This window comes from Prosthecobacter sp. Pr1 (genome assembly GCF_057652315.1).
Map to the genome: position 1 here is coordinate 154037 of NZ_JBYFBS010000005.1, position 23632 is coordinate 177668.

The 23632-nt window shown below is 60.4% G+C and carries 19 protein-coding genes and 2 tRNA genes; 10 read left to right on the top strand and 11 right to left on the bottom strand.

All coding sequences use genetic code 11. The features are described from left to right. Positions 1 to 41 precede the first annotated feature (41 nt). From AC24GY_RS10275 to AC24GY_RS10290, 4 genes are read left to right on the top strand one after another with little or no spacing between them, the layout of a single operon-like run. Complete coding sequence (locus AC24GY_RS10275; RefSeq protein WP_487682569.1) at positions 42 to 551, top strand: GtrA family protein; 510 nt, start codon at positions 42 to 44, stop codon at positions 549 to 551. A gap of 6 nt (positions 552 to 557) precedes the next feature. Further along, positions 558 to 1019, top strand: a complete 462-nt coding sequence (locus AC24GY_RS10280; RefSeq protein ID WP_487682571.1) for a tRNA (cytidine(34)-2'-O)-methyltransferase — start codon at positions 558 to 560, stop codon at positions 1017 to 1019. 38 nt (positions 1020 to 1057) lie between these two features. After that, on the top strand, positions 1058 to 1735 hold the full coding sequence (locus AC24GY_RS10285) for an ABC transporter ATP-binding protein (RefSeq protein WP_397385923.1): 678 nt from the start codon (positions 1058 to 1060) through the stop codon (positions 1733 to 1735). A gap of 45 nt (positions 1736 to 1780) precedes the next feature. After that, complete coding sequence (locus tag AC24GY_RS10290) at positions 1781 to 3430, top strand: glycoside hydrolase family 75 protein (protein ID WP_487682573.1); 1650 nt, start codon at positions 1781 to 1783, stop codon at positions 3428 to 3430. A gap of 330 nt (positions 3431 to 3760) precedes the next feature. Here the strand turns inward: AC24GY_RS10290 and purU are convergent, their stop codons facing one another. From purU to AC24GY_RS10315, 5 genes are all read right to left on the bottom strand, one after another. Continuing rightward, entirely contained in the window at positions 3761 to 4621 is an 861-nt protein-coding gene (gene purU / locus AC24GY_RS10295; RefSeq protein ID WP_422321180.1) for a formyltetrahydrofolate deformylase, read from the bottom strand. Positions 4622 to 4633: 12 nt separating this feature from the next. Next, complete coding sequence (gene proB, locus AC24GY_RS10300; protein WP_422321179.1) at positions 4634 to 5410, bottom strand: glutamate 5-kinase; 777 nt, start codon at positions 5408 to 5410, stop codon at positions 4634 to 4636. 225 nt (positions 5411 to 5635) lie between these two features. Beyond that, positions 5636 to 6655 (bottom strand): beta-ketoacyl-ACP synthase III, encoded by a 1020-nt coding sequence (locus AC24GY_RS10305; RefSeq protein WP_487682576.1) that lies wholly within the window; start codon positions 6653 to 6655, stop codon positions 5636 to 5638. After that, positions 6642 to 7664, bottom strand: coding sequence for a phosphate acyltransferase PlsX (gene plsX, locus AC24GY_RS10310; protein WP_422321177.1), 1023 nt, complete (start codon positions 7662 to 7664; stop codon positions 6642 to 6644). The genes AC24GY_RS10305 and plsX overlap by 14 nt, the downstream gene beginning before the upstream one ends. Positions 7665 to 7826: 162 nt before the next feature. After that, positions 7827 to 8888 carry a hypothetical protein gene (locus AC24GY_RS10315; protein WP_487682578.1) on the bottom strand — a complete coding sequence of 354 codons (1062 nt, stop codon included), beginning with the start codon at positions 8886 to 8888 and terminating at the stop codon, positions 7827 to 7829. Between the two features lie 149 nt (positions 8889 to 9037). Between AC24GY_RS10315 and AC24GY_RS10320 the strand changes: the two genes are divergently transcribed. The 5 genes from AC24GY_RS10320 to AC24GY_RS10340 all read left to right on the top strand — a co-directional run bounded on the left by AC24GY_RS10320 (position 9038) and on the right by AC24GY_RS10340 (position 18234). Beyond that, positions 9038 to 9277: a hypothetical protein gene (locus AC24GY_RS10320; protein ID WP_487682580.1), complete on the top strand. Its 240-nt coding sequence runs from the start codon at positions 9038 to 9040 to the stop codon at positions 9275 to 9277. A gap of 131 nt (positions 9278 to 9408) precedes the next feature. After that, positions 9409 to 10116 (top strand): class I SAM-dependent methyltransferase, encoded by a 708-nt coding sequence (locus AC24GY_RS10325; protein WP_487682582.1) that lies wholly within the window; start codon positions 9409 to 9411, stop codon positions 10114 to 10116. Positions 10117 to 10167: 51 nt separating this feature from the next. Continuing rightward, complete coding sequence (locus AC24GY_RS10330; RefSeq protein ID WP_487682584.1) at positions 10168 to 11562, top strand: S1C family serine protease; 1395 nt, start codon at positions 10168 to 10170, stop codon at positions 11560 to 11562. Between the two features lie 24 nt (positions 11563 to 11586). Further along, on the top strand, positions 11587 to 15330 hold the full coding sequence (locus AC24GY_RS10335; protein ID WP_487682586.1) for a WD40 repeat domain-containing protein: 3744 nt from the start codon (positions 11587 to 11589) through the stop codon (positions 15328 to 15330). Between the two features lie 60 nt (positions 15331 to 15390). Next, positions 15391 to 18234, top strand: a complete 2844-nt coding sequence (locus tag AC24GY_RS10340; protein WP_487682588.1) for a DUF1553 domain-containing protein — start codon at positions 15391 to 15393, stop codon at positions 18232 to 18234. 20 nt (positions 18235 to 18254) lie between these two features. Here the strand turns inward: AC24GY_RS10340 and hemB are convergent, their stop codons facing one another. The 6 genes from hemB to AC24GY_RS10370 all read right to left on the bottom strand — a co-directional run bounded on the left by hemB (position 18255) and on the right by AC24GY_RS10370 (position 21659). After that, entirely contained in the window at positions 18255 to 19229 is a 975-nt protein-coding gene (gene hemB / locus AC24GY_RS10345; RefSeq protein WP_487682590.1) for a porphobilinogen synthase, read from the bottom strand. A gap of 46 nt (positions 19230 to 19275) precedes the next feature. Continuing rightward, on the bottom strand, positions 19276 to 19734 hold the full coding sequence (locus AC24GY_RS10350; protein WP_487682591.1) for a type II toxin-antitoxin system VapC family toxin: 459 nt from the start codon (positions 19732 to 19734) through the stop codon (positions 19276 to 19278). Next, on the bottom strand, positions 19734 to 19976 hold the full coding sequence (locus tag AC24GY_RS10355) for a hypothetical protein (RefSeq protein ID WP_487682593.1): 243 nt from the start codon (positions 19974 to 19976) through the stop codon (positions 19734 to 19736). The genes AC24GY_RS10350 and AC24GY_RS10355 overlap by 1 nt, the downstream gene beginning before the upstream one ends. A 123-nt stretch (positions 19977 to 20099) precedes the next feature. After that, positions 20100 to 20174, bottom strand: a tRNA-Met gene (locus AC24GY_RS10360). A 7-nt stretch (positions 20175 to 20181) separates the two neighbouring features. Further along, positions 20182 to 20256 (bottom strand) — tRNA-Asn (locus AC24GY_RS10365). A 92-nt stretch (positions 20257 to 20348) separates the two neighbouring features. Continuing rightward, positions 20349 to 21659, bottom strand: coding sequence for a phosphoribosylaminoimidazolesuccinocarboxamide synthase (locus AC24GY_RS10370; RefSeq protein WP_487682595.1), 1311 nt, complete (start codon positions 21657 to 21659; stop codon positions 20349 to 20351). Positions 21660 to 21867: 208 nt separating this feature from the next. Here AC24GY_RS10370 and AC24GY_RS10375 point away from each other — a divergent pair, with 208 nt between their 5' ends. Further along, a complete protein-coding gene (locus AC24GY_RS10375) occupies positions 21868 to 23568 on the top strand; it encodes a glutamine--tRNA ligase/YqeY domain fusion protein (protein ID WP_487682597.1) in 1701 nt (566 codons plus the stop codon). The last annotated feature ends 64 nt before the right edge of the window (positions 23569 to 23632 follow it).

Sequence of the window (23632 nt, forward strand, 5' to 3'; positions counted from 1 at the left end):
TCTTTGCTTGCATAGCAACGATCCCCGGAGAGCCTCACCTGATGATGTCAAAAATCGGTGAGGCTCTTCTATTTTTTCGTGAGAACGACTGGCGTTCGATTCTGGTGCGTCTGAACACGCGGGACACGCATCCGCTGATCCAGTTCATCAAGTATGGCATCTGCGGCATAGGATCGCTGACCCTCACCACGGTGATTTTTTATGCCCTGTCCAGATGGGGCATGTATCCAGCCCTGGTCAGCAGTGGTGTGACCGATGAGGTGCGTGCGGTGCACAGCATCTACAATAACATCATCGCCTTTTTCTTTGGCAACATCTTTGCCTATGTGACCAATTCACTGTGGGTGTTCACTCCGGGACGGCATCACCGGGTCTTGGAGTTTGTCTACTTTTCGGTGGTCAGCTCGACTGGGTTTGCCATTGGCCTGCTTTCCGGGCCGTATCTCATCAAGTGGTATGGCATCAGCACATTGACAGCCCAGTTGCTGCTGATCGTTTCGTCCACTCTTGTGAATTTCATCTGCCGGAAGCTCTTTGTGTTCAAAGGTTGAGGCCGCATGCTGAACGTCGTCCTGTTTCAGCCGGAGATTCCGCACAACACGGGTGCCATCGGACGGCTGTGCCTGGCCACGAATGCGCGGCTGCATCTGATCAAGCCGCTCGGCTTCAGCCTTGATGACAAGCAGCTCAAACGCGCCGGACTGGACTACTGGGCGGAGGTGGATGTGCGTGTCTGGGAGAGCTGGGAGGCACTGGCGGCGGAGATTCCTGCCGGGGCCGCCTGCTGGTTCATCGAATGCCAGGGCGAACATACCTACTGGGAGGCCGACCTCACAGCGGATGAGATTTTCCTCGTCTTCGGCCCGGAAACACGTGGCATCCCGGCCTCGGTAATCCAGCCGAAGCGCTGCCTGCGCATCCCGATGCAGGGCACGCGGAGTCTGAATCTGGCCACCGCTGCGGGCATTGTGATGTATGAGACGCTCAGACAACGCACGCTGGCGGGCATCATGTCTTGACGCCGCGTGGCATCTGCGGAGCGTACACCCTTATCTACATGAGCCAGGAAGCAGCCCCACTCGCCGCACACGATGTGCACCGTACCTACCACCTTGCGGGGCATGATCTGCCCGTGCTACGCGGCGTCAATGTCGAAGTCGCCGCCGGTGAAAAGGTGTTCCTCTGCGGCCAGTCCGGTGCAGGCAAAACCACTCTGCTCTACGTCCTCGGCGGGCTGGAGCAGCCCACATCGGGCGATGTGATGGTGCATGGCCGCTCGCTGTATCAGGCGGCAGCCGCCGAGCGTGCGCGCACGCGCAACGAGGTCATGGGATTTGTTTTCCAGCATTACTTCCTGCTGCCGGAACTCACGGCTTTGGAAAATGTGATGCTGCCGGCCATGATCGGCGGCAAAAAAGCCGAGACCCGCGCCCGTGAACTGCTGGACAAGGTGGGCCTCACGGCACGCCTCCAACACCTGCCCACCGAACTTTCCGGTGGCGAGCAGCAGCGCGTGGCCATCGCCCGCGCGCTCATCAACAACCCCGGCATCATCTACGCCGACGAACCCACCGGCAATCTCGATGCAAGCACCGGCAGCGGCGTCATCGACATGCTGATGCAGGTGGTCGATGAGGCCAAAAAAACACTCGTTGTCGTCACGCATGATCAAACCCTGGCCAAGCGCGGTGACCGCCGCCTGCTCCTCAAAGAAGGCCGTCTCGAAGAAGGTTGATGCACTCGCCTTGGTGCTGAAACGAGATTAAACTTCTGCACGCGTATGTCTTCGGAATCTCCCATGCCCGCCACGGACTCCCCTCCCTTCCCAGGATCACAGCGCCGGAAGCGCGGCTGCTTTGGCTCGCTCATCCGCCTGCTGTTTCTGCTCACCCTGCTCATCGCGCTGGTGCTGCCATTCACCCCCTTTGCCGGCAAGATCAAAAAAGCCATCCAGGACATCGTCGCCTCCGCACGGAGCACGAAGGAGCGCATCGTCACGCGTGATGTGATGCGGGATGTGATCAAGGAAGTTCCCGTCGTCAAAGAAGTGACCAAGGAAGTCATCCGCGAAGTCCAGCCGCCGCTGCCGGAGAAATACATCCCGCGCAAGGACATCGATGTGGCCACGCTTTTCAACGGCATCACGGTCAAAACAAACCTGATCACGGAAGAGGGTGGCTTTGCCAGCCTGGAGCGGCTTGATCCCGAGGCCTACAAGGCGGAATTCCAGCTGAGCATCCGCGTGCCGAAGGCGAACCAGACGCTGGACGAACTCTCCCGCATCAACAAAAACCTGCCCGCGATCCTGCCCGGACTCGGTGTCATGCTGCCAGCAGCGAAGGTCAGCGGCTTCTACCACAAGCTTTACGAGAACAAAACCAACCGCGTGCAGAACGACCTCACGCGCCTGAATAGAATCCTCGACCGTCACAACTTCTATGATACCGAGACCATCTTGGAACTGACCCACCCGACCACGCAGCGCCGCGCGCTGCTCGTGCAGTCGGAGATGGATGTGGTGGCCGACGGCTCGGATGGCGACCGCATGCCGACGCTGGAGGAGTACATCTACCTTTCCGACTACTACCAGCCCTTCACCAGCTATGCGTGGGCGAAGACCACGAAGACGCCGAACCCGCTTCTCGCCAAATGGGAGGACCGCCTGCAAAAGGCGCAGGATGAATTCTCAAAGAAGGGCCTGAGTTCATCACGCAACCGAGAGCTCAAGGTGATGATCGACCAGCTCAAGCTTGAGGTCTCCGACTTCAAGGTGCGCAGCAGCCTCATCGCGGACAAAGACCCCTTCATCGTCATCTCGCTGCTGTTCCGCGGCTATGCGGATCAGAACAAGTTTACGCCGCAGATCGGGGACTACGCGGCCGTCATTCACGAAGGAAAAATCTATCCCGCCATCTGCGGCGACTACGGCCCCAGCTTCAAAATGGGCGAAGCTTCGCTGCTCATGGCCAAAACCATCAATCCCAAGGCCACGCCCTACATCCGGCCCGAAAGCGATCTCAAGGTGACCTACCTCATCTTTCCCGGCACGGCGGAGAAGGAGCGCAGTGCTCCAGACCTCGCGAAATGGCGGGAGAAATGCCTGGCTCTGCTGGGAGAAGTGGGCGGCGTGGGTGCTGGTTTTGAGCTGCACACCTGGGAAGACCCGTTCAAGAAACCGGAGCCGCCGCCACCCGTCACCGTCATGCCACCTGCGGCCAGTGACGCAGCCACCCCCGGCACTCCAGGAACGATAACGACCCCTCCGGGAGTGCCATCCACCACAACGCCTCCCCTGCCCGGCCCCGCCACGGCACCGATCAATCTCACCCCCATCCCGCCATCCCCCGATGCGACAAAGTCCGGTGAAGTGAAAGCCACACCGAAGGCCGCACCTGCCAAATCGAGTGGTGCGAAAGCGAAGAAGAAGTAAATGCGTTGCAAGAATGGCACTCAGTTAAGGCTGGGTATCGTTCGCTTCGCTTGCTTCTGGTCCTGCACTCACGAGAACGCGGCAGCGTCTTGGAGTGCGTGCGGCAAGCCTGGGCGCGACGCCGCTTTCGCAGGCCGGACAGAAGTCTCAGGCCAAGAGGAGCATACAACACCTAGCGAAAGCGGTGTCGGCGATGCAGGCTTGCGCCGTGCATCTCTGCCACCGCACTCCAAGACGCTGGCGCGTGACTCGGGTGCCCAAGACCTCAAGAACGCACGCCCCCTTTAACTGAGTGCCACTCATGCCTGGCAGCGTTGCTGTCTGCTATCCTCAGTCAAACACCACGGTCTTGTTTTTGACGACCAGCACACGGTCACGTGAGTGCCACCAGAGAGCTTTAGCGAGGACGGTTTTTTCCAGATCGCGACCGAGACGAACGAGGTCCTGCACGCTGTCTTCGTGACTGACGCGCATGACGTCCTGGTGGATGATCGGACCTTCGTCGAGGTCTGCGGTGACGTAGTGACTGGTGGCGCCGATGATCTTCACGCCGCGCTGGAAGGCCTGATGGTAGGGCTTCGCACCGACGAAAGCAGGCAGGAAGCTGTGATGAATGTTCAGGATACGGTGAGGAAACTCCGCGATCATCGCCGGACTGATGATCTGCATGTAGCGGGCCAGCACAACGGTGTCGATGCGGTTCTGGCGCAGCAGTTCGATCTGGGCCGCCTCCTGCGCGAGCTTGTTGTCCTTCGTGATCGGAAAGTGATGGAATGGAATGCCGAAGCGCTCTGCCGCCGGCCGGAGGGTCTCGTGATTGGCAACGATGAGCGGGATGTCCACGGGCAGGTCGCCGGATTCATGACGAGCGAGGAGATCGTAGAGGCAGTGGTTCTCCTTGGTGACAAAGAGGGCGATGCGCTTGCGCTGGCTGGCAAAGCTCAGGCGCATCTGCATTTCATGCCGGCGCGCCATGGGCTGCAGGCGTGACTCGATCTCTTCGTTGTCGAGCGTGAACTTCTCCAGGCTCCATTCCAGGCGCATGAAAAAGGCGTTCTGCTCGGGGTCGATGTGCTGCTGCAGATCGATGATGTTCCCCTGATGGGAGAAAATGAACCCGGTCACATCATGCACGAGTCCGGGACGGTCCGGGCAATGAATGAGGAGTGTTGCGATGTCAGCAGAGGCCATGGTGAATCAGGATTACGAACGTGAGGCGGGGAAACGCGTACAAATGCCGTGGCCTTCGATCAGGCTGGGAATCTGCTCGGCATGACGACCGGAGGCGATGATGCACTCCACACCGCCGTGCACTGCGTCCTGCACGGCGCGCAGTTTGGAAATCATGCCGCCTGTGCCGAGCGTGGATTTTTCCTCTTCGGCGTGGTGGATCACGTCATCGACATTCTCGACGACAGGGATCGGGCCCTCTTCAGGTTTCTTGGTATCGCGCAGAAGTCCGGGAGCGCTGGTGAGGAGGATGAGGACGTCGGCGCCCCAGAAGCGGGCGACGCGGGAGGAAAGCTTGTCGTTGTCGCCGTAGCGCAGTTCCTCGATGGCGACGGAGTCGTTTTCATTGATGACGGGAACCACCTGAGAGAACTCCATCAGGCGATCCAGCACGGCTTTGACGCGTGGCGCGCGATCCGCGTTTTCGAAATCTTCATGCGTGACGAGAAGCTGAGCGACGTGCAGGCCGTGATCCCGCAGGAGCGATTCATAGGCGTGCATGAGGTGCGTCTGGCCCACGGCGGCGAGCGCCTGCAGGGTGGTCACATCTGTTGGACGTTGCTTGAATTCAAGCGGCTTCAGGCCGGAGGCCACGGCACCGCTGCTGACGACGACAACCGAATGCCCGGCACGCTTCAGAAGTGCGACGGCCTCCACGAGTTTGCGCAGTTGCACGGGATCGGGTTCAGGCGCGTCTTTGCGCGTGAGAATGCCGGAGCCGAATTTGAGAACAATGCGCTTGGAGGCCATGAGTCAGGGGGGAACGAGGGGCGGCGAATATGGCGGGGTGCGCTGCGATGCAAAGGGCAAAAGGCACAGAGATGGCCACAAAAAGGCGCAAAGAGGTTCAAAAAAGAGGCGTGGGGCGGCTATGCCAGGGAATACGGAATCCAACCGTGATTCAGAGCCCGAATCGAAAGAAGATCAGACTCTGATTTTTGCCCTTTTTGTGCCTCTTTGCGGCCAATCCGAATCTTACCACCGCACCACGGAACTGGCCCAGGTGAAGCCGCCGCCGAAGGCGACGAGGAGGACGACATCGCCTCTTTTAAGACGACCGGCCTTGTTGGCTTCGTCGAGAGCGACGGGAATGGTGGCGGCACTGGTGTTACCGTATTTGTCGAGATTCATGAACACACGCTCCAGCGGCAGGTTCAGACGTTCGGCGATGGCGCTGATGATGCGCGCATTGGCCTGATGTGGAATGACGAGCGAGACATCCGCTGCGGTCAGACCGGCCATTTCCAGCGCCTGCTGAGAGGCCTCCAGCATGCGGGTGACGGCATGCTTGAAGGTTTCGCGGCCTTCCATGTGAATGGTGTTGGGATGCGACTCGACGTTTTCGGGGGTGATTGGGCAGGCGGAACCGCCGCCTGGAACCTTGAGGACGTCAGCGAGAGTGCCGTCCGTGCCCATGACCGTGGACAGAACTCGTCCGGGAGCGTCGGTTTCCGATTCATCGGCACGGCGGATGACCACTGCGCCGGCTCCATCGCCAAAAAGCACGCAGGTGTTGCGGTCTTTCCAGTTGATCAGGCTGCTGAGCTTTTCCGCGCCAATGACGAGGGCGGTGGTGCGGTTGCCGGTGTTGATGAAATGACGCGCGACCTGAAGGGCGTACAAAAAGCCGGAGCAGGCGGCCGAGATGTCAAAGCAGACGGCATTCACGGCTCCGATCTTCTTCTGCACAAAGCAGGCGGTGGACGGGAAGAACATGTCCGCCGTGACGGTGGCGACGATGATGAGCTGAATGTCCTCTGGAGCCACTCCGGCGCTGGCCATGGCGCGGCGGGCCGCTTCGGAAGCGAGATCACTGGTGGCCTGCTCTGGCGCGGCGATGCGGCGCTCCTTGATGCCGGTGCGGGAGGTGATCCACTCGTCGGAGGTATCGACAATTTTGGACAGATCTTCGTTGGTCAGCACTTTTTCAGGCATGTAACTGCCTGTGCCAATGATGCTGGAGGCGCAAAAGGGCTGGGAACTAGGAGCGGGCATGGAGGGAAATGGAATGGGCGGTGGCGGCGGCTTCGATGTGAGGCCCGACCTGATGTTGGATGGATTCGCAAGCCTGACGGATTGCGTTCTTCATGGCAAGCGGAGATGCACTGCCATGGGAGATGATGGTGATGCCCCGGAGGCCCAGCAGCGGCATGCCGCCGACCTCGTCGGGATTGGTGCGGTAGTGGACGCGCTTGAAGGCGGGCTTGGCCAGCAGGCCGCCGATCTTGGTCCAGAAGCCGCTCTTAATTTCGCTCTTCACCATGCTGAAAATGGTGTGCGCCAGAGCTTCGGCGTTCTTTAAAATGACATTGCCGGTGAAGCCGTCGCACACGACGACATCCGGCGGCGTTTCCCACACGTCATGGCCTTCGACGTTGCCGATGAAGTTCAGCCCAGCAGTGTGGCGCAGCAGCTTGCCGGTTTCCTTGCACAAGGCATTGCCCTTTTCAGCTTCGGTGCCGTTGGACATGAGGCCGACGCTGGGATTTTCCCGGCCCAGCACGTGGCGGGCAAAGGCGCTGCCCATGATGGCGTTCTGCACCAGATGCGCAGGCTCGCTGTCAGGATTGGCCCCGGCATCGATCAAGATCCAATGCTTGGTCAATGACGGCATGATCGAGGCGATGGCAGGCCGCTCGATGTGCGTGAGGGTGCGCAGTTTGATCAGAGAGGCGGTGACGGCGGCACCGGTGTGACCGGCGCTGACCACGGCATCTGCCTTGCCATCTTTGACCAGATCCACGGCCACGCTGATGGAGCTGTCCTTCTTCTTGCGCACGGCGTCGATGCCGCTGTCAGACATTTCGACGACCTGGCTGGCGGGGACGATTTCCAGTTTCGGGCTGGAGATTCCCTGCTTCTGCAGTTCCTGCTCAATGGCAGCCGGAACGCCCACCAAAAAGAGTTTGGTGATGGCGGGCAGCGACTCGAGGGCGAGTTTGACGCCGCCAATGGGGTTTTGCGGGGCGAAATCGCCCCCCATGACATCCAGTGCGATCTTCATTCCTGCGGTTGCGTGAGAGTCTTCAAAAGTATCGGGAAACGAGTCTTAAAGCGTGCGGAAGCGGGAATGCAAATGGGAGTTTTTGGCCATCTAGGACAAAAACAAACCGGGAGTGCAGTGACTGCACTCCCGGCTGAAAAAACGCAGGCTTAAACGGCGCGTCTAGTACACGCCTTCCACGATGGTTTTCTCCATCGCGCCGAAGGGGCGGACGTCGGCGACGCCGTCCCAGGCATAGGGGGCGCGGGGCTTGCGGCGCATGGCCTCGTCACGCTCCAGGAAGCGGGGCATGAAGAACTCCTTGGTCAGGGTGGTGAGCTCCACACGGCCCCAGGCGTCGTATTCGACGGTCTGGTCGGTGTTCTTCGGATCCACCACACGCAGCACGGCGCGGGGCTGCGGTGCGTAGTAGGTGATGGAGAAATTGTCCTCCGGGGTCAGCGGCACGCTGGCGGCCAGGCCCATCAGGGTGTTGCCGTAGGTGGGGTAGAAGCCGATGCGGTTTTCCAGCACTTCTTCGATGATGAAGCGCACGTACTGAGGCGTCATGGTGGTGCCACCGACGAAGCAGCCACGGATGCCAGCGGAGTAGAGATCCACCTTTTCAGCGAGGGCTTCGAGAAGCTTGGGGGTGGTGAAGATGGCGGAGATTTTGCGATTCTTCAGCAGGAGCACAGCCTGATCCACCACGTGGTCCATGTACTGGCGGGCGACGTCGAACTGCTTGTTGGAGATGAGCTTCTTCACAAAGCGGGGGTCGAGATCGACGAAGTAGCAGGAGCTGCCGCGGTAGTTGGCCAGATGCTCCACGGCGAGGCGGAGGCGGCGGGGGCCGGTGGGGCCGACCATGATCCATGATTCACCCGGCGGGAAGTGCTTGTCGTCGAGCTTGTGGCTGAACTCCTCGTAATCAACGCGGAAGTCATTCCAGCCAATGCGCTGCTTGGGCATGCCCGTGGTGCCGCCGGTTTCGAAGATGTTGAAGGGTTTGCCTTTGAAGGCGGCGGGGACCCAGACTTCCGGCTGCTGATCGCGGAGCCATTCGTCCTGGAAATGGGAGAAGTTTGCCAGGATGTCTTCGTAGCTGTTCACCTTGCCACGGGGGTCGAAATTGTTTTTGGCCCAGTCGAGCCAGAAGGGACAGCCGGTTTCTGGCGAGAAATGCCAGTTGATGATTTCGCGGACTTGGGTGTCGAGTTGGGTTTTGGCTTCGGCTGGAGTCATGGACGGGACGGGGGATGGGAGCGGGGAATGTGAAACGGGAGGCAGTAAACGAAAGTGGAAATCACAGCCTTTCGATCAAGAAGCGTGAAATAAATTTCAGCAACTTCGTCCAAGAGGGGTCAGTTTAACGACGCAACCCAATCCACATCATGAAACTCAAGCATCTGTTCTGCTCCGCCCTTGTTCTGTTCACGCTGGCCTCATGCGTTGTCGGCCCCGGCTATGGCCGGCCGATCGTCAGACCTGTGGGCCGGCCTGTCGTCAGGCCCGTTGTTCTGCCCTATGGTGCACGGCCCTACCACCACGGCGGAGTGCGGTATTACAATCATCGCGGCGTTTGGTACCGCCCCCATGGCGGCGGGCACATCATCGTTCCGCGCCCCTATTAAGACTCGCGGCAAGCGCACGCTGGCATGCTAGTGGTGCCGCAGTTGAAAACCAGTATCCACGTGAGAAAGGTGCACAACGGCATCGCCGCTGTGATCGCTCTCGATTGCAGCGGTCCCCTTTCCCGCAAAACATGAGCCTTTCCCTCACTCAAGACGACAACACCGCCCTTTTTCGCAAAGCCTGGACGCTCTACGACGCGATTTCCGAGAAGAACTACATGTTCCACCGTGAGATCTACGACCACGTCTCCGGGGTGCTGCAGCAGCGCCACGCGCAGGGGCCTTATCACCTCCTCGATCTTGGCTGTGGGAACGCGCGCTTCCTGGCGCCCTGCCTGAAAACGGCACCGCCGGCCAGCTATGATGGGGTGGACTTGTCCGCGTTCGCTCTGGGTGAAGCGCGCACGTATTTGCAGGGCATTGCCAACACGGGGCTGCACCACAAGGACATGCTGAAGGCGGTGGAGGACACGGACTCGGCCTTTGACGTCATCTTCAGCGGCTTTGCCGTGCATCATCTGGATTCCGCAGACAAGCAGCGCCTCTTCAGCGCCTGCGCCGAGCGCTTGGCTCCGGGTGGTCAGTTCATCCTGGTCGATGTCGTGCGCGAGGACGGCCAGACACGTGAGCAGTACCTCGACAGCTACCTGAACTGCATGCGCACACTGTGGACGGAGGTGCTGCCGGAGCATCTTGAAGAAGCCTGCGCCCACGTCTCCGCCTACGACTTCCCTGAGACCCTGGCCGATCTCACGCAGATGGCCAAGCAGGCGGGACTGTCGCAAACGCGGGTGCTGGATCGTTTTGCCCAGCACCACGTAATGCTTTTTCTAAGTTAGATTTGGAAATTCTCATTGCCAGTTTCTCGGGCTGTTGGTTAGGCTCGCGAAATGCGATTATTGCTCTGCTGTTTCTTGCTGACCTGCATGGCGGCAGGCCAGGATTTGACCTCAAAGGTGCAGCGGGATGACGCGCCGCTGGCGAATCCAGGAACCGTCGTGCTGAGCTATCGTAATGCCGTGGGAGCCGCGCGTGACAGCGTGGTGACGATCTGGGTGCGGCATTGGAAGCCTAGGAACGAATGGCTGGATGACCGTTATGACCTCATGCCGCATGACACACGCCGGCCCGCCGGCAATGGCAGCGGCATCGTGCTGACCATGGAGGGGCTGGTCATGACCAACTACCATGTGGTGAACGGGGCTCAGGAGATCATGCTGCGGGCACGTGGCAGCACCGAGGATATTCCGGCTGAAATCGTGGGCATGGACGGGGCGACGGATGTGGCGCTGCTGCGGGCAAAGAGCGGCACATGGCAGCCAGCCACCCTGACAAACAGTGATGCCACGGAGCCGGGAGATGTGGTGCTGGCGCTGGGCAGCCCCTTTGGCCTGGAGCAGACCGTGACTCTGGGCATTGTCAGCGCCACCGGACGTGCGGAGATCCACGGCCTTGCCAGCAGCTTGCAGGATTTCATCCAGACCGACGCCGCCATCAATCCGGGCAACTCCGGCGGTCCCCTGATCGATGGCCTCGGTCGCGTCATCGGCATGAACACGGCGCGCTATGGCGGAGAGGGCATAGGACTTGCCGTTCCGGTGAATCTGGCGCTGAAGGTGGCGGAGGATCTGCTGAAGAACGGCCAGGTGCGGCGAGGCTTCCTCGGGGTTCGACTGGTCGATGTGACGGACGGCGTGATCGCGGAGCTGAAACTGGGATCCGCCGTGAAAGGAGCCGTGGTGATGCAGGTCGAGGAAGGGCAGCCGGCGGCGCAGGCCGGTCTGTTGCCCGGAGATGTCATCACTGCGGTGGACGGGCAGGCAGTGACGAGCCGTGCGCGCTTTCTCATGCGCATGACGACGTTTCAACCTGGAGAGCGCGTGAAGCTCGCGCTGACACGGAACAACGAAGTGCAGGAAGTCCAGGTAGCACTGATTGAGACGCCCGGAACCAAGCCGCCGCCCCAGGCGCTGGAATGGGAGCTGCTCCCGGGACTGCGGGTGGTGCTGGTCAACGAAAAGCTGCGCAATCAGCTTCTACTGCCGAAGAACTTTCAAGCCTTGCGGACGCTCACCGATTTCAAAACAGCGGACGGCACAGTCAAAGTGGCGGCGGGAGATTTTATTTTGCGGGTCAACGGACGTGGAGTCACTCGCGCCCTTGAGGACAGCGATGAGCAGTACATCGAAAGGCTGCGCCCCAAGAAACCCCTCGTGCTGCTGCGACTGCAGCAAAAGTCCGGCGCACAGGCGGATGTCGGCTTCCCACTGCCTGCCGTGAAGTAACCCGCAGCCAATCATTTCCCTATCATGAACACACCTCTAAGGTCCGCACTCCTCCTGCTCACTGCCTGGATTCTCATGCCGGTGCATGGCGCTGAGCCCGTTTTGGAACAGGCCAACGGGGCCAATCCCGCATTGCTTGGATTTTTGGGCACCCCGGGTCCGGGACCCTACCTGCGCGGCACGCCAGTCTGGCATCGCAGCGGACAAATATTCGCGCTTGAGCCACACGCCGTCGGACTGCACCGGCTGAGCATCTGGAAACCGGACCCGAAAACGTTTCGTGCCGCACGCACGGCCATGTTCAATGTCGGGGAGTCATGGTGCGTTTCGCAGCGCGGCGATCTGCTCTGCGCGCAGTCGCCGCGCAAGGACGACGAGGCGCTTGACCCTGCCACCAACCGGATGGCCTGGCGGGCGGGGGCGTTTGGCTGTTTCCGGATGCAGGACGGCAAACGGCTGTGGAAACTGCCGATTCGCGAAAACGAATTCGTCACGGGAGCGGCGTTCACCCTGGACGACAAGATGGTGGCCGTGCTGAGCATCTGGAGCAATCAGAAGAGCCTGCGCCTGCTCGATGCCGCCAGTGGCATGCTGTTGCGCCAGCATGATTTCGAGGGGCGGGCGTCAGGGAGCGAATTCCAGTCATGGCGGCTGATGATGCGTGCCGATGAAATCTGGATGCAGCACAAAGAAGAGGAGAAAACCGTCCTGCTGCGCCTGCCCCTGAGCACCTTGCAGCCGGTGAAGGTGAACTGCCCACCGCTGGAGGAGCTTCGGGGTGGAGTGTCGGTGGCGCCGGATGGCAGGCACATCCTGCTGGAAGGAAACGGCGAGGTCACCTGCCTCGGCCTGAACAACGGCAAGTGGAGTACTGTTTATGAAGACCATGACTACCACCCGGTCACTGAAGGCGGGGGAGTCGGAGACACTCTGCACAATGCCATGTTCACACCGGATGGTCGTGCCATCGTCCTTGTCTCCGATGACTCCGCACGTGTGACGGATCTGGCCTCGAAGAAGACGCGACGCATCAAGCTGGATGACTGTCAGGGCGGCACCCTGTCGCCTGACGGCGGACATCTGCTGCTGGAGCACGAGCATGGCCTGGAGATCATCAGCCTGCGTGAAACGGATGCCACCAATCCAGCGCGGCACCGCCAGTCGGTGCGCCGGCCCCATCTGCTCCGGTTTGCCAAAGACGGCGGGACGCTGTTCTGCAACGATTCCGAAGGGATCTGGGTCTGGGACATGGCAACCCGCAAACCGCGTGCCTGGTTGAAGAGCCAGCATCATCATAGCTCGGTCGAGAGCACCTTTGACACCCTGGCTTTGGTGGCCAATGAGACGGAGGCCCTGGCGGAAGAACACGACAATTATCTCCGGTGGAAGCTGCCAGCACTCAGCGGTCCGCCACCTGAAAAACCCCTGATCGTGAACCCGGAGCTGGCATTTGGCGGGGTGAGTTCGGCCCAGTTAGGCGATTGGTCTTATTCAGGTGTCTTCGTCGACCCTGCGGAAAAGTGGTTCATCACGGCGAACAGCCTCGCGCAGATCGTGATTCGTCGGGGGCTGGGTGCTGGCATCTCACGCGGGGTCAAGGACAAAACGCCGCCAGTGAGCTCGCAGCATTGGTTTTTCGGCCAGGATGACAGCTTCACCTTTTTCGGTGAGACATCCTCGGCATGGCTGCGGCTGGATTTGCAGCAGGGCACCGTGGCGGAACTCTCCACGGTCCGCTACGAGCCCATCGCAGTGCTGCCCCGGCGGCAGTTCGTCATCAGTGAGGGGAATGCGCGCATCTGGGCCAGCAGCTTGGACGGCAAAACAAAACTGCCCGACTTCGAAAAACCCGCGCGCGGTTATTCTCCCGATCTCAACATCAAGGCCGCGGTGAGCGCGGATGAAAAACGCTGCGCCTGGATGCTGATGGACGACGTGCGGCAGCGGCAGCACTTGTTCGTATGGGAGATCGAAACCGGCAAACTGATCGGTCAGACGCCCATGATGACCAACGACATCAGCTGCCTAGCGCTGCAAGCCGAAGGCGCCATGGTGGCGTGCGGACACCAGAACACCGCCATCTCGCTGTGGGATGTGGCAAAGCTCACGCCGCTGCCAGCTCCTGCTCCTGCCGCCATGCCGACGACTGCGCCCCCCAGACCGGCTGCCACTCCCACGCCGAATTCACCAGCGCCTTCTGCCACCGTCCGGCGTGAGCATCGATTCGGCAGCGGCTTGTGGGATTTTCGTGAAAACGGCACGGTCACGAAAGGCGCAAGTCTGCCGGAGGCTGGCCTGCTGCGTGTCGATTCCGCTCTATTTGAATCAAAGGCGCACCAGCTCACGCACCCGTATGACTTGAATCGTTTTCAGAGCGCCCAAATGAATTTCGACGCCGAAACACGCGCCCGGCCTGGTGAACCGCAGTTCCGGCCGCTGCAAAGCCGCCAGTACGTCAATGTTTCTGCGGGCCTCATCCAAATCAGTGAAGGGCAGGCCGGGGATGTCTGGGTGTCCCGCCAGGTCGGCAATCCAGCAGGTTCAGGCGGTGCGTTCCTGACTTTCACCGATGCCTTCACCTTGCTGGGCAACGAAGACAAAAACGTCATGGTCGAGTTTGACGTGCAGTTTCCCGCGCTGACCAAGTCATTCATCGATTCCAGCTTCAAACCGGTGGTGATCGAGCCGGACGGCGCGCTCAAGGTCGCGGCGGACGCCGTGTGGATCGCCGCGCTGCCGGAGAAAGGCGCGGCGGCCACCGTGCCGGTGTTCATGTTTCGCAGCGCCTCAGGTGGCACCACGGCGCGGCTGATGTGGAAGCCGGAGACCAGCACACTCACCGTCAGGCATCCCGTCGCGCTGACGCCCGGGGAGACACGCTACGTGATGCATGCGCTGCGTGTGATCACCTTGAAGGATGGCGAGTCGCCCGCGCAGATCACGGTGCCGCAGGTGACCGATCATGGCATCCTGACGCTGGAATCCGTGCGGCGTCACGGGGTCAATTTTGGCCTGACAAATGAGCACGATACCACCATCCCTCCACGCCATCCCAACTCACGCCGTATCCCCGACGAGTTTGGCGCGCAGTGGGAGATCGATGCCGGCGGCAGTCTGAACAACAGCACCACCACATCTTCCGCGCATCAGTTGTGGATTGATGGCGCGCCGCTTCCCTTCAGCAGCCCCGGCATGTTCGTTTTTCGCAATGTTTCCTGGGTGAACGATCAACCCACGACTTTCTCCTCCACGGTGAATGGCTCGTCATTGCACAAACAGGTCACCGTCTTGCGCTCCGTCAGTCCATCGGGGGATCAGTCCCTGCCCCACATCATCGACCACGTCATCAATCAGACGGACCAGCCGGTGGTCGCGCATCTGGTCTATGTCAGCACCTTCGCCGAACCGGTCAAGGCGCTGTACGATGCCAGCGGGCGTCCGGTGCAGCCCGCAGCGGCGCCTGTGGCGGGCGCGGCGCTCGGCGGTTCACTCATTGTGGAGTTCTCCGGGCCGACCCGCCCGGCAACAGCGCTCTCCTTTTATCAGGACGGTGCCGCCACCCAGCCCAAGGTTTCCTGGCCCTCCGCCAAAATGCTGAAGATCGAGTATGAAGTCACGCTGCCGCCCAAAAAATCCGTGGAATTCTGGCATGGTGCCACGCAACGCGACCTGGCAAGCTTCAGTTCCGTCCCAGAAGCGTTCACCGGAGTGCTGCCCTTCAAACGAAATCCCGTCATTCAACGGGAAGGCCTCATGAATGTGAAGTGAGCCTGCACTTCACGGCCTGAAAGACGCTCCTGACGGGTCTCGTTTGCCTTCGCACCCCCGATGATCCGACAAGCCCTCTTTCTCGCTTCTATCTCCGCCGCCGCGAGTGCTGCGGACATGACGCATTTTGAGCAGCGCATCCGCCCGCTGCTCATCGCGAACTGCATCGACTGCCACGGCCCTGACAAGCAGAAGGGCGGCCTGCGACTGGACTCCCGTGCCGGATGGCAGACCGGGGGCGATTCGGGTCCGGCACTGCTCCCTGGCAAGCTCGCCGAGAGCAAGCTCTGGCAGGCAGTGAGCTATGCGGACCGAGATTTACGAATGCCGCCCAAGCGCAAGCTCAAGGACAGCGAGCTCTCCGACCTCAAGCTCTGGATCGAATCCGGTGCCCCCGATCCGCGCGATGACGTGGCCAGCACCGGCAGCGCAGGCAAGTCCGCGCGGGCAGATGCCAGCTTCTGGTCCTTCCAGCCGCCCAAGGCTGCGCCGGTGCCGGTGGTGAAAAACACCGCATGGCCTGCGAATGACATCGACCGCTTCATCCTTGCCAAACTGGAGGCCAACCAGCTCGCGCCAGCGCCAGATGCCAGCACCTCCATTTTGCAGCGAAGGCTGGCCTTTGACCTCACAGGACTGCCGCCTGACCTGTCCCAGCCTGCACCGCTGACGCCGCAGGCGTATGAGAAGCGCGTGGACGAACTGCTCGCCTCCAGCGCTTTTGCGGAGCGATTTGCCTCGCACTGGCTGGACATCACCCGCTTTGCTGAATCTTCAGGCGGGGGCCGTTCCCTGCCCTTCAAAGATGCGTGGCGTTTCCGTGATTATGTCATCGAAGCCATCCGCGACAATGTGCCGGTGGACCGCATGATCACCGAGCATCTGGCGGGTGATCTGCTGCCAGCCACCGACTCCGCCGCACGCCGCAGGCAGGTCACGGCCACGGGATTTCTCGCGCTCGGTCCCACCAACTACGAGGAGCAGGACAAAGGCATGCTGCGCATGGACATCGTGGATGAGCAGCTCGACACGATGGGGCGCGCCTTCCTTGGCCTCACAATCGGCTGCGCACGCTGCCATGATCACAAGTTTGATCCCATCTCTGCACGGGACTACTACGCGCTCGCGGGCATTCTGCGCAGTACGAAGACGCTCAAAAACCACACTGACAACGTCGCGCATTGGATCGACACCCCGCTGCCGCTGGACGGTGAGGCGGAAGTCGCGCAGCAAAAGCACGAGCAGCAGGTGAATGCGCTGAAGGATCAAATCGCCGCGCTCAAAGACGACCTGCGGGATGCTGGCAGTGCGGATCTGCGGGCAAGGAAGAACATCGCCCTGAGCGATCTGCCAGGCATCGTGGTGGATGACAGCGCTGCGCAGAAAGTGGGCATGTGGAAGCAGTCCATCAGCTACGCGCCCTACATCGGCACCGGCTATCTGAGTGACAACAACGAAGGCAAAGGCGAGAAGACCGTGACCTTCACACCGAAGATTCCGAAGACCGGGCGCTATGAGGTACGCGTGGCCTTTAATGCGGGGCCCAACCGCGCTGAGAGCGCCACCGCCACCATCCTGCATGCGGACGGAGAGGAACTGAAAGGCGTGAAGATGACCACGGACTCCCTCAAAGGGCTGCAGTTTGCCACCCTGGGCACCTACCGCTTTGAGGCCAATGGTCAGGGCTTCGTTCTCATCTCCAATGCGGGTTCGCAGGGCTACGTGACCATTGATGCGGTGCAGTTTGTACCTGCGGATGAAACCCTCGCTGAACCGGCGGCCAAAAAAGAATCCGCCACCGCGAGCAAGCTCAAGCAGCGCCTCGCCGGACTGGAGAAAGAACTCAAGGCGCTGCAAAAGGACATTCCAGACCGCCCCGAGGCCATGTCCGTGGCGGAAGACAGCGCGCCAGAAGATGCGAAGATTCACATCCGTGGCAGCATTCGCAATCTGGGTGCCAGTGTGCCGCGTGGTTTCATTCAGGCGGCGCTCCATGGCAATGCTCCCGGCATTCCCGCCGAAGCCAGCGGCCGTCTGCAACTGGCGCAGTGGATCACCTCCCGTGACAATCCGCTGACGGCACGCATCATGGTCAATCGGATCTGGCACTGGCTTTTTGGCGCAGGCATTGTCCGCACCACTGACAACTTCGGCTCCACCGGAGAAGCACCGAGCCATCCCGAACTGCTCGATTATCTCGCCATCAAGTTCATCGAAGACGGCTGGAGCCTGAAGCATCTCGTCAAACAGATGGTCATGAGCCGCACCTACCGCATGGCTTCCACGAGCGCGGCCTCCGCTGCCCAGCATGCGATGGATCCGGACAACCGCCTGCTCAGCCACATGAACCGCAAGCGACTGGATGCCGAGTGCCTGCGCGATGCCATGCTCACGGCAGCAGGGACTCTGGATCGCGCCTTTGGTGGACCCGGTGTCAGCGAGGTCAAAGCAGTGGATGCCAACGATCAGAAGATTCAGAACATCGAGTACGGCTACCAGTTCCTCGACACGCGCCGCAGCCTGTACACCGCCGCTTTTCGCAATGTGCGCCACCCGCTGTTTGAAGTCTTTGATTTTGCGGACATCAATCAGCCAATCGCCCAGCGCACCACCAGCACCGTGGCCACGCAGGCGCTCTTTCTGATGAACTCCCCGAAGGTCATCGAGCAGGCGCGCAATGCGGCCGATGTGGTGCTCAAATCATCGCCTGAGACTGACAAACGAATCGAGACGGCGTTCCAGAACTCCTTGCAGCGCTCCCCCACGGAGAAGGAGCAGGCGCAAGTCCGCGACTTCCTCGAATCCAGCCTGTCCGGCAATGCCACGGCAGATGACGTGCGAGACCTCTGGGCGCGCTTCATCCAGACGCTGTGGTCCACGCCGGAGTTTCGGTTCTTGGATTAATCGAGCGGGCGCTCAGATACTCAGCGCCACGCGGCAGACCATTGCTTCGCGAAATACGTGAGAATCATGTCCGCGCCCGCACGGCGGATGCCGATGAGGGATTCGTTGACGATCTTGGTTTCGTCGATCCAGCCACCTGCGGCACCGGCTTTGATCATCAGATACTCGCCACTGACCTGATAGGCAGCGATGGGCAGCGTAGTGGCCGCGCGCAGTTTCGCGATGATGTCGAGGTAGGGGCCTGCGGGCTTTACCATGAGAATGTCGGCGCCTTCGGCTTCATCGAGCGCGGCTTCGCGCAGGGCTTCGCGAGCATTGGCGGGGTCCATCTGGTAGGTCTTCTTGTCTCCGGCCTTCGGCGCAGAATCCAGCGCGCCACGGAAGGGACCATAGTAGGCGCTGGCATACTTGGCGGTGTAGCTCATGATGGAAACGGCCTGAAATCCTGCGCCATCCAGCGCAGCACGCAACGCGGCCACGCGACCGTCCATCATATCGCTCGGGGACACGATGTCCGCACCGGCCCGCGCATGGCAAAGCGCCTGCTGGCAGAGCACGGCCACGGTTTCGTCATTCAAAATGCGGCCGTCATCGGTCACGAGGCCGTCATGGCCGTCGCTGTTGTAGGGATCGAGGGCGACATCGGTGATCACCGTCAGCGTCGGGTGCGCGCTTTTCAGCGCACGGATCGCACGCGGCACGAGGCCGTCATCCGCATGGCAGGCTTCGGCACCGCGAGTTTTGAGTTCATCGGGAATGCGGGGAAATAAAACGACAGCAGGAACGCCGAGTGCGTGCGCTTCTCCGGCTTCTTTGACCAACCCCTCAATGCTCCAGCGTGTGCAGCCGGGCATCGAAGCGATGGGAGTGTTGGCATCCCCTTCCTGCAAGAAGAGCGGATAGATCAAATGGCCCGGTGTCAGTTCCGTCTCGCGAACGAGATCGCGGATGGCGGGAGACTGGCGGTTGCGACGAGGACGGATCGGAAGGTTCATCTGCCGTGAATATTGGGGGAAAGCCGGGCGATGGGCAAATGGCGAATCAAGGCATCAGCGGCAAAACTTTCAGGCCCTCTGCCGAAGCAATTTCACGCTGCAAAACGTCAAAACTCAGAAACACAGAGGCCTGCCATTGCAACGCCGTGGCAATGTGCAGCAGGTCAAAGGAACGCGCTCCGCGTTTCATCGTGTAGCGTTCGCTCAACCGTTCCACTTCCCTGCCCATCTCTGCATAGTTTACACCTGCTTCGACAACCACGCCCGAATCCAGATCAAGGTCAAACTGCGCGAGCATTGCCATCGCTTCTGCCTCCAAATATCCTTTGCTGGCATCCTTGGAGCGAAGGAACACCTGAAACCTGGCGGCCTGCCGAAATTCATACGAAAGCAAAGGAGAAATCACTATGGGAGCGCCAATGTCTTCAAGAGTTACAATGGCCAGTTCTGAATGGCTTTGCTGCCGGTAAAGCGAGCATAAAAAGGACGTATCCGCGCAGTGCATCAGCCGTGGCAATGTTCGAGTTCGGCCTCGCGCATGGCTTTCACTTCCGCGTCACTGAACACGCGGCTGCCCCATGTCTGCCGAAGGCGTGTACGAAAATCAGGCAGAGGCACTCCGTGCGCCTTTTCCACAGCAGGAATGATGACCCCCAGCTTTTTTCCGGCTTTCGACAAAAACACCAGCTCACCGGCAGCCAGCAGGCTTTCGATGCGCGAGGTTTGATCAAGTGTTACAGTGGCCATTACGATAAAAAATAGCCGTTTTGCGGACCCATGGCAAGTGCTGCCGAGTCAGATCATCAACGAACCGGGCGCACCATGTTCGCCAGTCTCAATTTTTTGGCCTACCACGTGTGGGGGTTATCGTGGTGGCAGAGGGGAGATTTGAACTCCCGACCAAAGGCTTATGAGTCCTCTGCTCTACCCCTGAGCTACTCTGCCATTGCGATGGCTCCTGAGGTAGGGTTCGAACCTACGACCTAGTGGTTAACAGCCACCCGCTCTACCGCTGAGCTACTCAGGAATCACTTTTTCCCGCTCCCGAAGAAGGGGGCGAGATGGATAAACGTTCTCATCCATCACGCAAGTTTTTTTGGCACTGATTTTGAAGAGTTTTTAACTCACGGCATTTGCCGCGAGCAAATCACCCAGCAATCCGCGCTGGCGATAGAACTCGACTTCAGCCACGCCGGCGGCTTCCAAATCAGCGCGAATCTCTGCGGCATCACGCTCTGCGGCCACGTGCTGACGGATGAGCGCGGTCTTGAGGGCCTGCAAATCGAGGAATTCGATGTCCACCACCGGCGTCTGCGGCCATTTGCCGTCGGCCTGCCCGGCTTTGAGCACCTGCTTGAAGGGCTTGCCGATCTTCTGCGCCTGGGTCTTGGCCTCATTGATGCCTGCATACCAGTCGGGATGCACGAGGCGGTAGTAGTCGCGCATGGCCTGCTTGTTGTAATGAATGACCAGCTTGCGGCCTTCCACTTCGAGAAAGGTGGTACCACGGAAGGAGTCGGCGTCGATGGTATCGACAAAGAGCAGTTCCTCGCGATCCACGGCGAACTCCCATTTAAGATCCCACAGCAGCAGACCGGCGCTTTCCAGAAGCTCGCGCACGGCCCATCCGCCGAGGATGGCCAGCTTGACGGTGTGCAGGAAGTCATCGCTGCTGAGGCCGGACATCATCAGGGCCTCCTGCTTGCTGACGGCGCGGTCTTCAGGCTCGTACTTGCTGGTGAGGTCGTAGATGGGACGCTCCAGCATCTCCCACACGCCCATGGGCTTGGAGAGGCCGAGCTCCTGCTCGTAGCTGCGCTTGGCTGCTTCGCTCAAGCCCTGGTACTTTTTCAAGATCGAAGAGCCGCTGGTCACGCCAAAGCGCACGATGTACTCCAGAGGCACCACGTACGTGGCGCTCTGGTGAAACTGAGCGTAGTCAAAGACGTGGGTGCCCAGCAGATGGCGCTGCGGTGGGTGCATCACCGGGAAGCGGCGCACGACATTGTAGCAGCTCGGATTGGCGGGAAGGCCAGAGCGGACGATTTCACCTGTCACGGCATCCACCATGCCGACGTGATGCGTCGCGGCGCCGCGCTCCAGCATCGTTTCCATGGGGCCGGTGAGCAGTTCCTTGCGCCAGGCGGCGTCCATCGGCGTGTTTTCGATGGCGGTTTTCACGCGCTGCCAGGTTTCCGGCTGGGCGAGGCGGGAGTACATGGCGTGGCGGAAGATGGCGCGGTTCAGGTCGTTGCCTTCGATGTTGAAGATGGAGCCGACGTCGAAGACGGAGCCTGCAGGTGTGGTCTCACACACGACGTAGCCCGGATGATCTGGCACGGCGTAGAGATTCTGCACGGAGCCGCGATAGACGGGCTCGCCGAGTTTCGAGAGATCGAGATGCGTGGGCGCTGGGGCGGGATGGGACATGGTTCCGGGGAAAAACAACGGATTCCGCGCCTGCGCAAGTGCCGAGAGGGCCCGAGCTTCACAGAACATTGATTCTTTGACCACGGAATACACAGAATACACGGAAGGCAGAATCCTGAAGATCGGGTCATTTCCGTGTATTCTGTGTATTCCGTGGTTCAACGCCCCTCCTTGACTCATCACGCCTAGTGCGGAAACTCCGCCCTCCATGTCCGAAGCCGCCGCCACACCTCCCGCCTCCCTTGATTTCATCCGTGAAATGATCGCTGCCGATCTCGCCGCAGGTCGCAACGGCGGTCAGGTCGTCACCCGTTTCCCGCCGGAGCCCAATGGCTACCTGCACATCGGCCACGCGAAGAGCATCTGCCTGAACTTCGGCCTCGCCCAGGAGCATGCGCCGAACTCCCGCTGCCACCTGCGCTTTGACGACACGAATCCGACCAAGGAAGAAGTGGAGTATGTGGACAGCATCATGGCGGATGTGAAATGGCTGGGCTTTGACTGGGGCGACAACCTCTTCTACGCCAGCGACTACTTTGAAAAGCTCTATGGCTTTGCCGAGCAGCTGATCACCAAGGGACTGGCCTATGTGGATGATCAGACGCATGAGGAGATGCGCGCGAACCGTGGCACCCTCACCTCCCCCGGCACTCGCAGCGCAGGTGCAGCCCGCAGCGTGGAGGAAAACCTCGATCTCTTCCGCCGCATGCGGAAGGGCGAATTCAAGGAAGGCGAAAAAGTGCTGCGTGCCCGGATCGACATGGCATCGCCGAACATGAACCTGCGTGATCCGGCCCTCTACCGCATCCTGCATGCGCACCACCACCGCACGGGCGATGCCTGGTGCATCTACCCGATGTATGACTACGCGCACCCGCTGAGCGATGCGCTGGAATCAATCACCCACAGCCTGTGCACGCTGGAGTTTGAGCACCACCGCCCGCTGTATGAATGGCTCATCAACAACGTCGATGGCCTGCCCGGCGCACCGTATCAGCGCGAATTTGCCCGCCTGAACCTCACCTACACAGTGATGAGCAAGCGCAAGTTGCTCCGCCTCGTCAAAGACGATCTCGTCAACGGCTGGGATGATCCACGCATGCCCACCATCAGCGGCATGCGCCGCCGTGGCATCACTGCGGCTGCGATTCGCAGCTTCTGCAAAACGATCGGCCTGACCAAATTCAACTCGCTCACGGAGATCGCGCTGCTGGAGCACTCCATCCGCGAAGACCTCAACAAGATCTCCCACCGCGCCTACGGCGTGCTGCGCCCCATCAAGGTGGTGATCACGAACTATCCGGAGGATCAGGTCGAGCACTTCGAAGCGCCGAACCACCCTGAAGATCCTGCTGTGGGCACACGCCAGGTGCCGCTCTGCCGTGAGCTGTACATCGAGTCCGACGACTTCATGGAGTTCCCCTCTGACGGCTTCCACCGCCTCAAGCCCGGCGGCGAGGTGCGCCTGAAGTTTGCCTTCTGCATCATCTGCCAGGAGATCATCAAGGATGAGGCTGGGAAAATCGTGGAACTGCGCTGCACGTATGACGACGCCACGCGCCACGGCAAAAAGCCCGAGGGCCGCACCAAGCCGAAAGGCATCATCCACTGGGTGAGCGCCCGCCATGCCGTGGATGCTGCTGTCCGTCTGTATGACCGCCTCTTCACGGTGGAAACACCGGATGCGGATGCCGGTGAAGACGGCGATTTTGCGCAGTTCTTGAATCCCGCTTCGCTGGAAGTCATCACCGACGCCAAGCTGGAGCCCTCACTGAAAGATGCCGCCCCCGGCACACACTGGCAGTTTGAGCGCGTCGCTTACTTCTATGCTGATCCGATCGATTCGAAGCCCGGTGCGCCGGTGTTTAATCGCACGGTGACGCTGAAGGATGGGTGGGTGAAGAAGTAGGAGCCATTCCAATTTTCGTCCAAGGATGTTTTGGCGTGGGGACGCATGTGGGGGCACAGTGAAA

What these genes read in the sequence shown, in the direction of transcription:
- AC24GY_RS10325 (WP_487682582.1), top strand. Translation starts at nt 9,409, where the DNA reads ATGAGCCTTTCCCTCACTCAAGACGACAACACCGCCCTTTTTCGCAAA.
- AC24GY_RS10280 (WP_487682571.1), top strand. Translation starts at nt 558, where the DNA reads ATGCTGAACGTCGTCCTGTTTCAGCCGGAGATTCCGCACAACACGGGT.
- AC24GY_RS10335 (WP_487682586.1), top strand. Translation starts at nt 11,587, where the DNA reads ATGAACACACCTCTAAGGTCCGCACTCCTCCTGCTCACTGCCTGGATT.
- AC24GY_RS10350 (WP_487682591.1), bottom strand. Translation starts at nt 19,734, where the DNA reads ATGCACTGCGCGGATACGTCCTTTTTATGCTCGCTTTACCGGCAGCAA.
- AC24GY_RS10305 (WP_487682576.1), bottom strand. Translation starts at nt 6,655, where the DNA reads ATGCCCGCTCCTAGTTCCCAGCCCTTTTGCGCCTCCAGCATCATTGGC.
- proB (WP_422321179.1), bottom strand. Translation starts at nt 5,410, where the DNA reads ATGGCCTCCAAGCGCATTGTTCTCAAATTCGGCTCCGGCATTCTCACG.
- AC24GY_RS10355 (WP_487682593.1), bottom strand. Translation starts at nt 19,976, where the DNA reads ATGGCCACTGTAACACTTGATCAAACCTCGCGCATCGAAAGCCTGCTG.
- AC24GY_RS10315 (WP_487682578.1), bottom strand. Translation starts at nt 8,888, where the DNA reads ATGACTCCAGCCGAAGCCAAAACCCAACTCGACACCCAAGTCCGCGAA.
- AC24GY_RS10370 (WP_487682595.1), bottom strand. Translation starts at nt 21,659, where the DNA reads ATGTCCCATCCCGCCCCAGCGCCCACGCATCTCGATCTCTCGAAACTC.
- purU (WP_422321180.1), bottom strand. Translation starts at nt 4,621, where the DNA reads ATGGCCTCTGCTGACATCGCAACACTCCTCATTCATTGCCCGGACCGT.
- AC24GY_RS10285 (WP_397385923.1), top strand. Translation starts at nt 1,058, where the DNA reads ATGAGCCAGGAAGCAGCCCCACTCGCCGCACACGATGTGCACCGTACC.
- AC24GY_RS10275 (WP_487682569.1), top strand. Translation starts at nt 42, where the DNA reads ATGATGTCAAAAATCGGTGAGGCTCTTCTATTTTTTCGTGAGAACGAC.
- AC24GY_RS10375 (WP_487682597.1), top strand. Translation starts at nt 21,868, where the DNA reads ATGTCCGAAGCCGCCGCCACACCTCCCGCCTCCCTTGATTTCATCCGT.
- AC24GY_RS10320 (WP_487682580.1), top strand. Translation starts at nt 9,038, where the DNA reads ATGAAACTCAAGCATCTGTTCTGCTCCGCCCTTGTTCTGTTCACGCTG.
- AC24GY_RS10340 (WP_487682588.1), top strand. Translation starts at nt 15,391, where the DNA reads ATGATCCGACAAGCCCTCTTTCTCGCTTCTATCTCCGCCGCCGCGAGT.
- AC24GY_RS10330 (WP_487682584.1), top strand. Translation starts at nt 10,168, where the DNA reads ATGCGATTATTGCTCTGCTGTTTCTTGCTGACCTGCATGGCGGCAGGC.
- hemB (WP_487682590.1), bottom strand. Translation starts at nt 19,229, where the DNA reads ATGAACCTTCCGATCCGTCCTCGTCGCAACCGCCAGTCTCCCGCCATC.
- plsX (WP_422321177.1), bottom strand. Translation starts at nt 7,664, where the DNA reads ATGAAGATCGCACTGGATGTCATGGGGGGCGATTTCGCCCCGCAAAAC.
- AC24GY_RS10290 (WP_487682573.1), top strand. Translation starts at nt 1,781, where the DNA reads ATGTCTTCGGAATCTCCCATGCCCGCCACGGACTCCCCTCCCTTCCCA.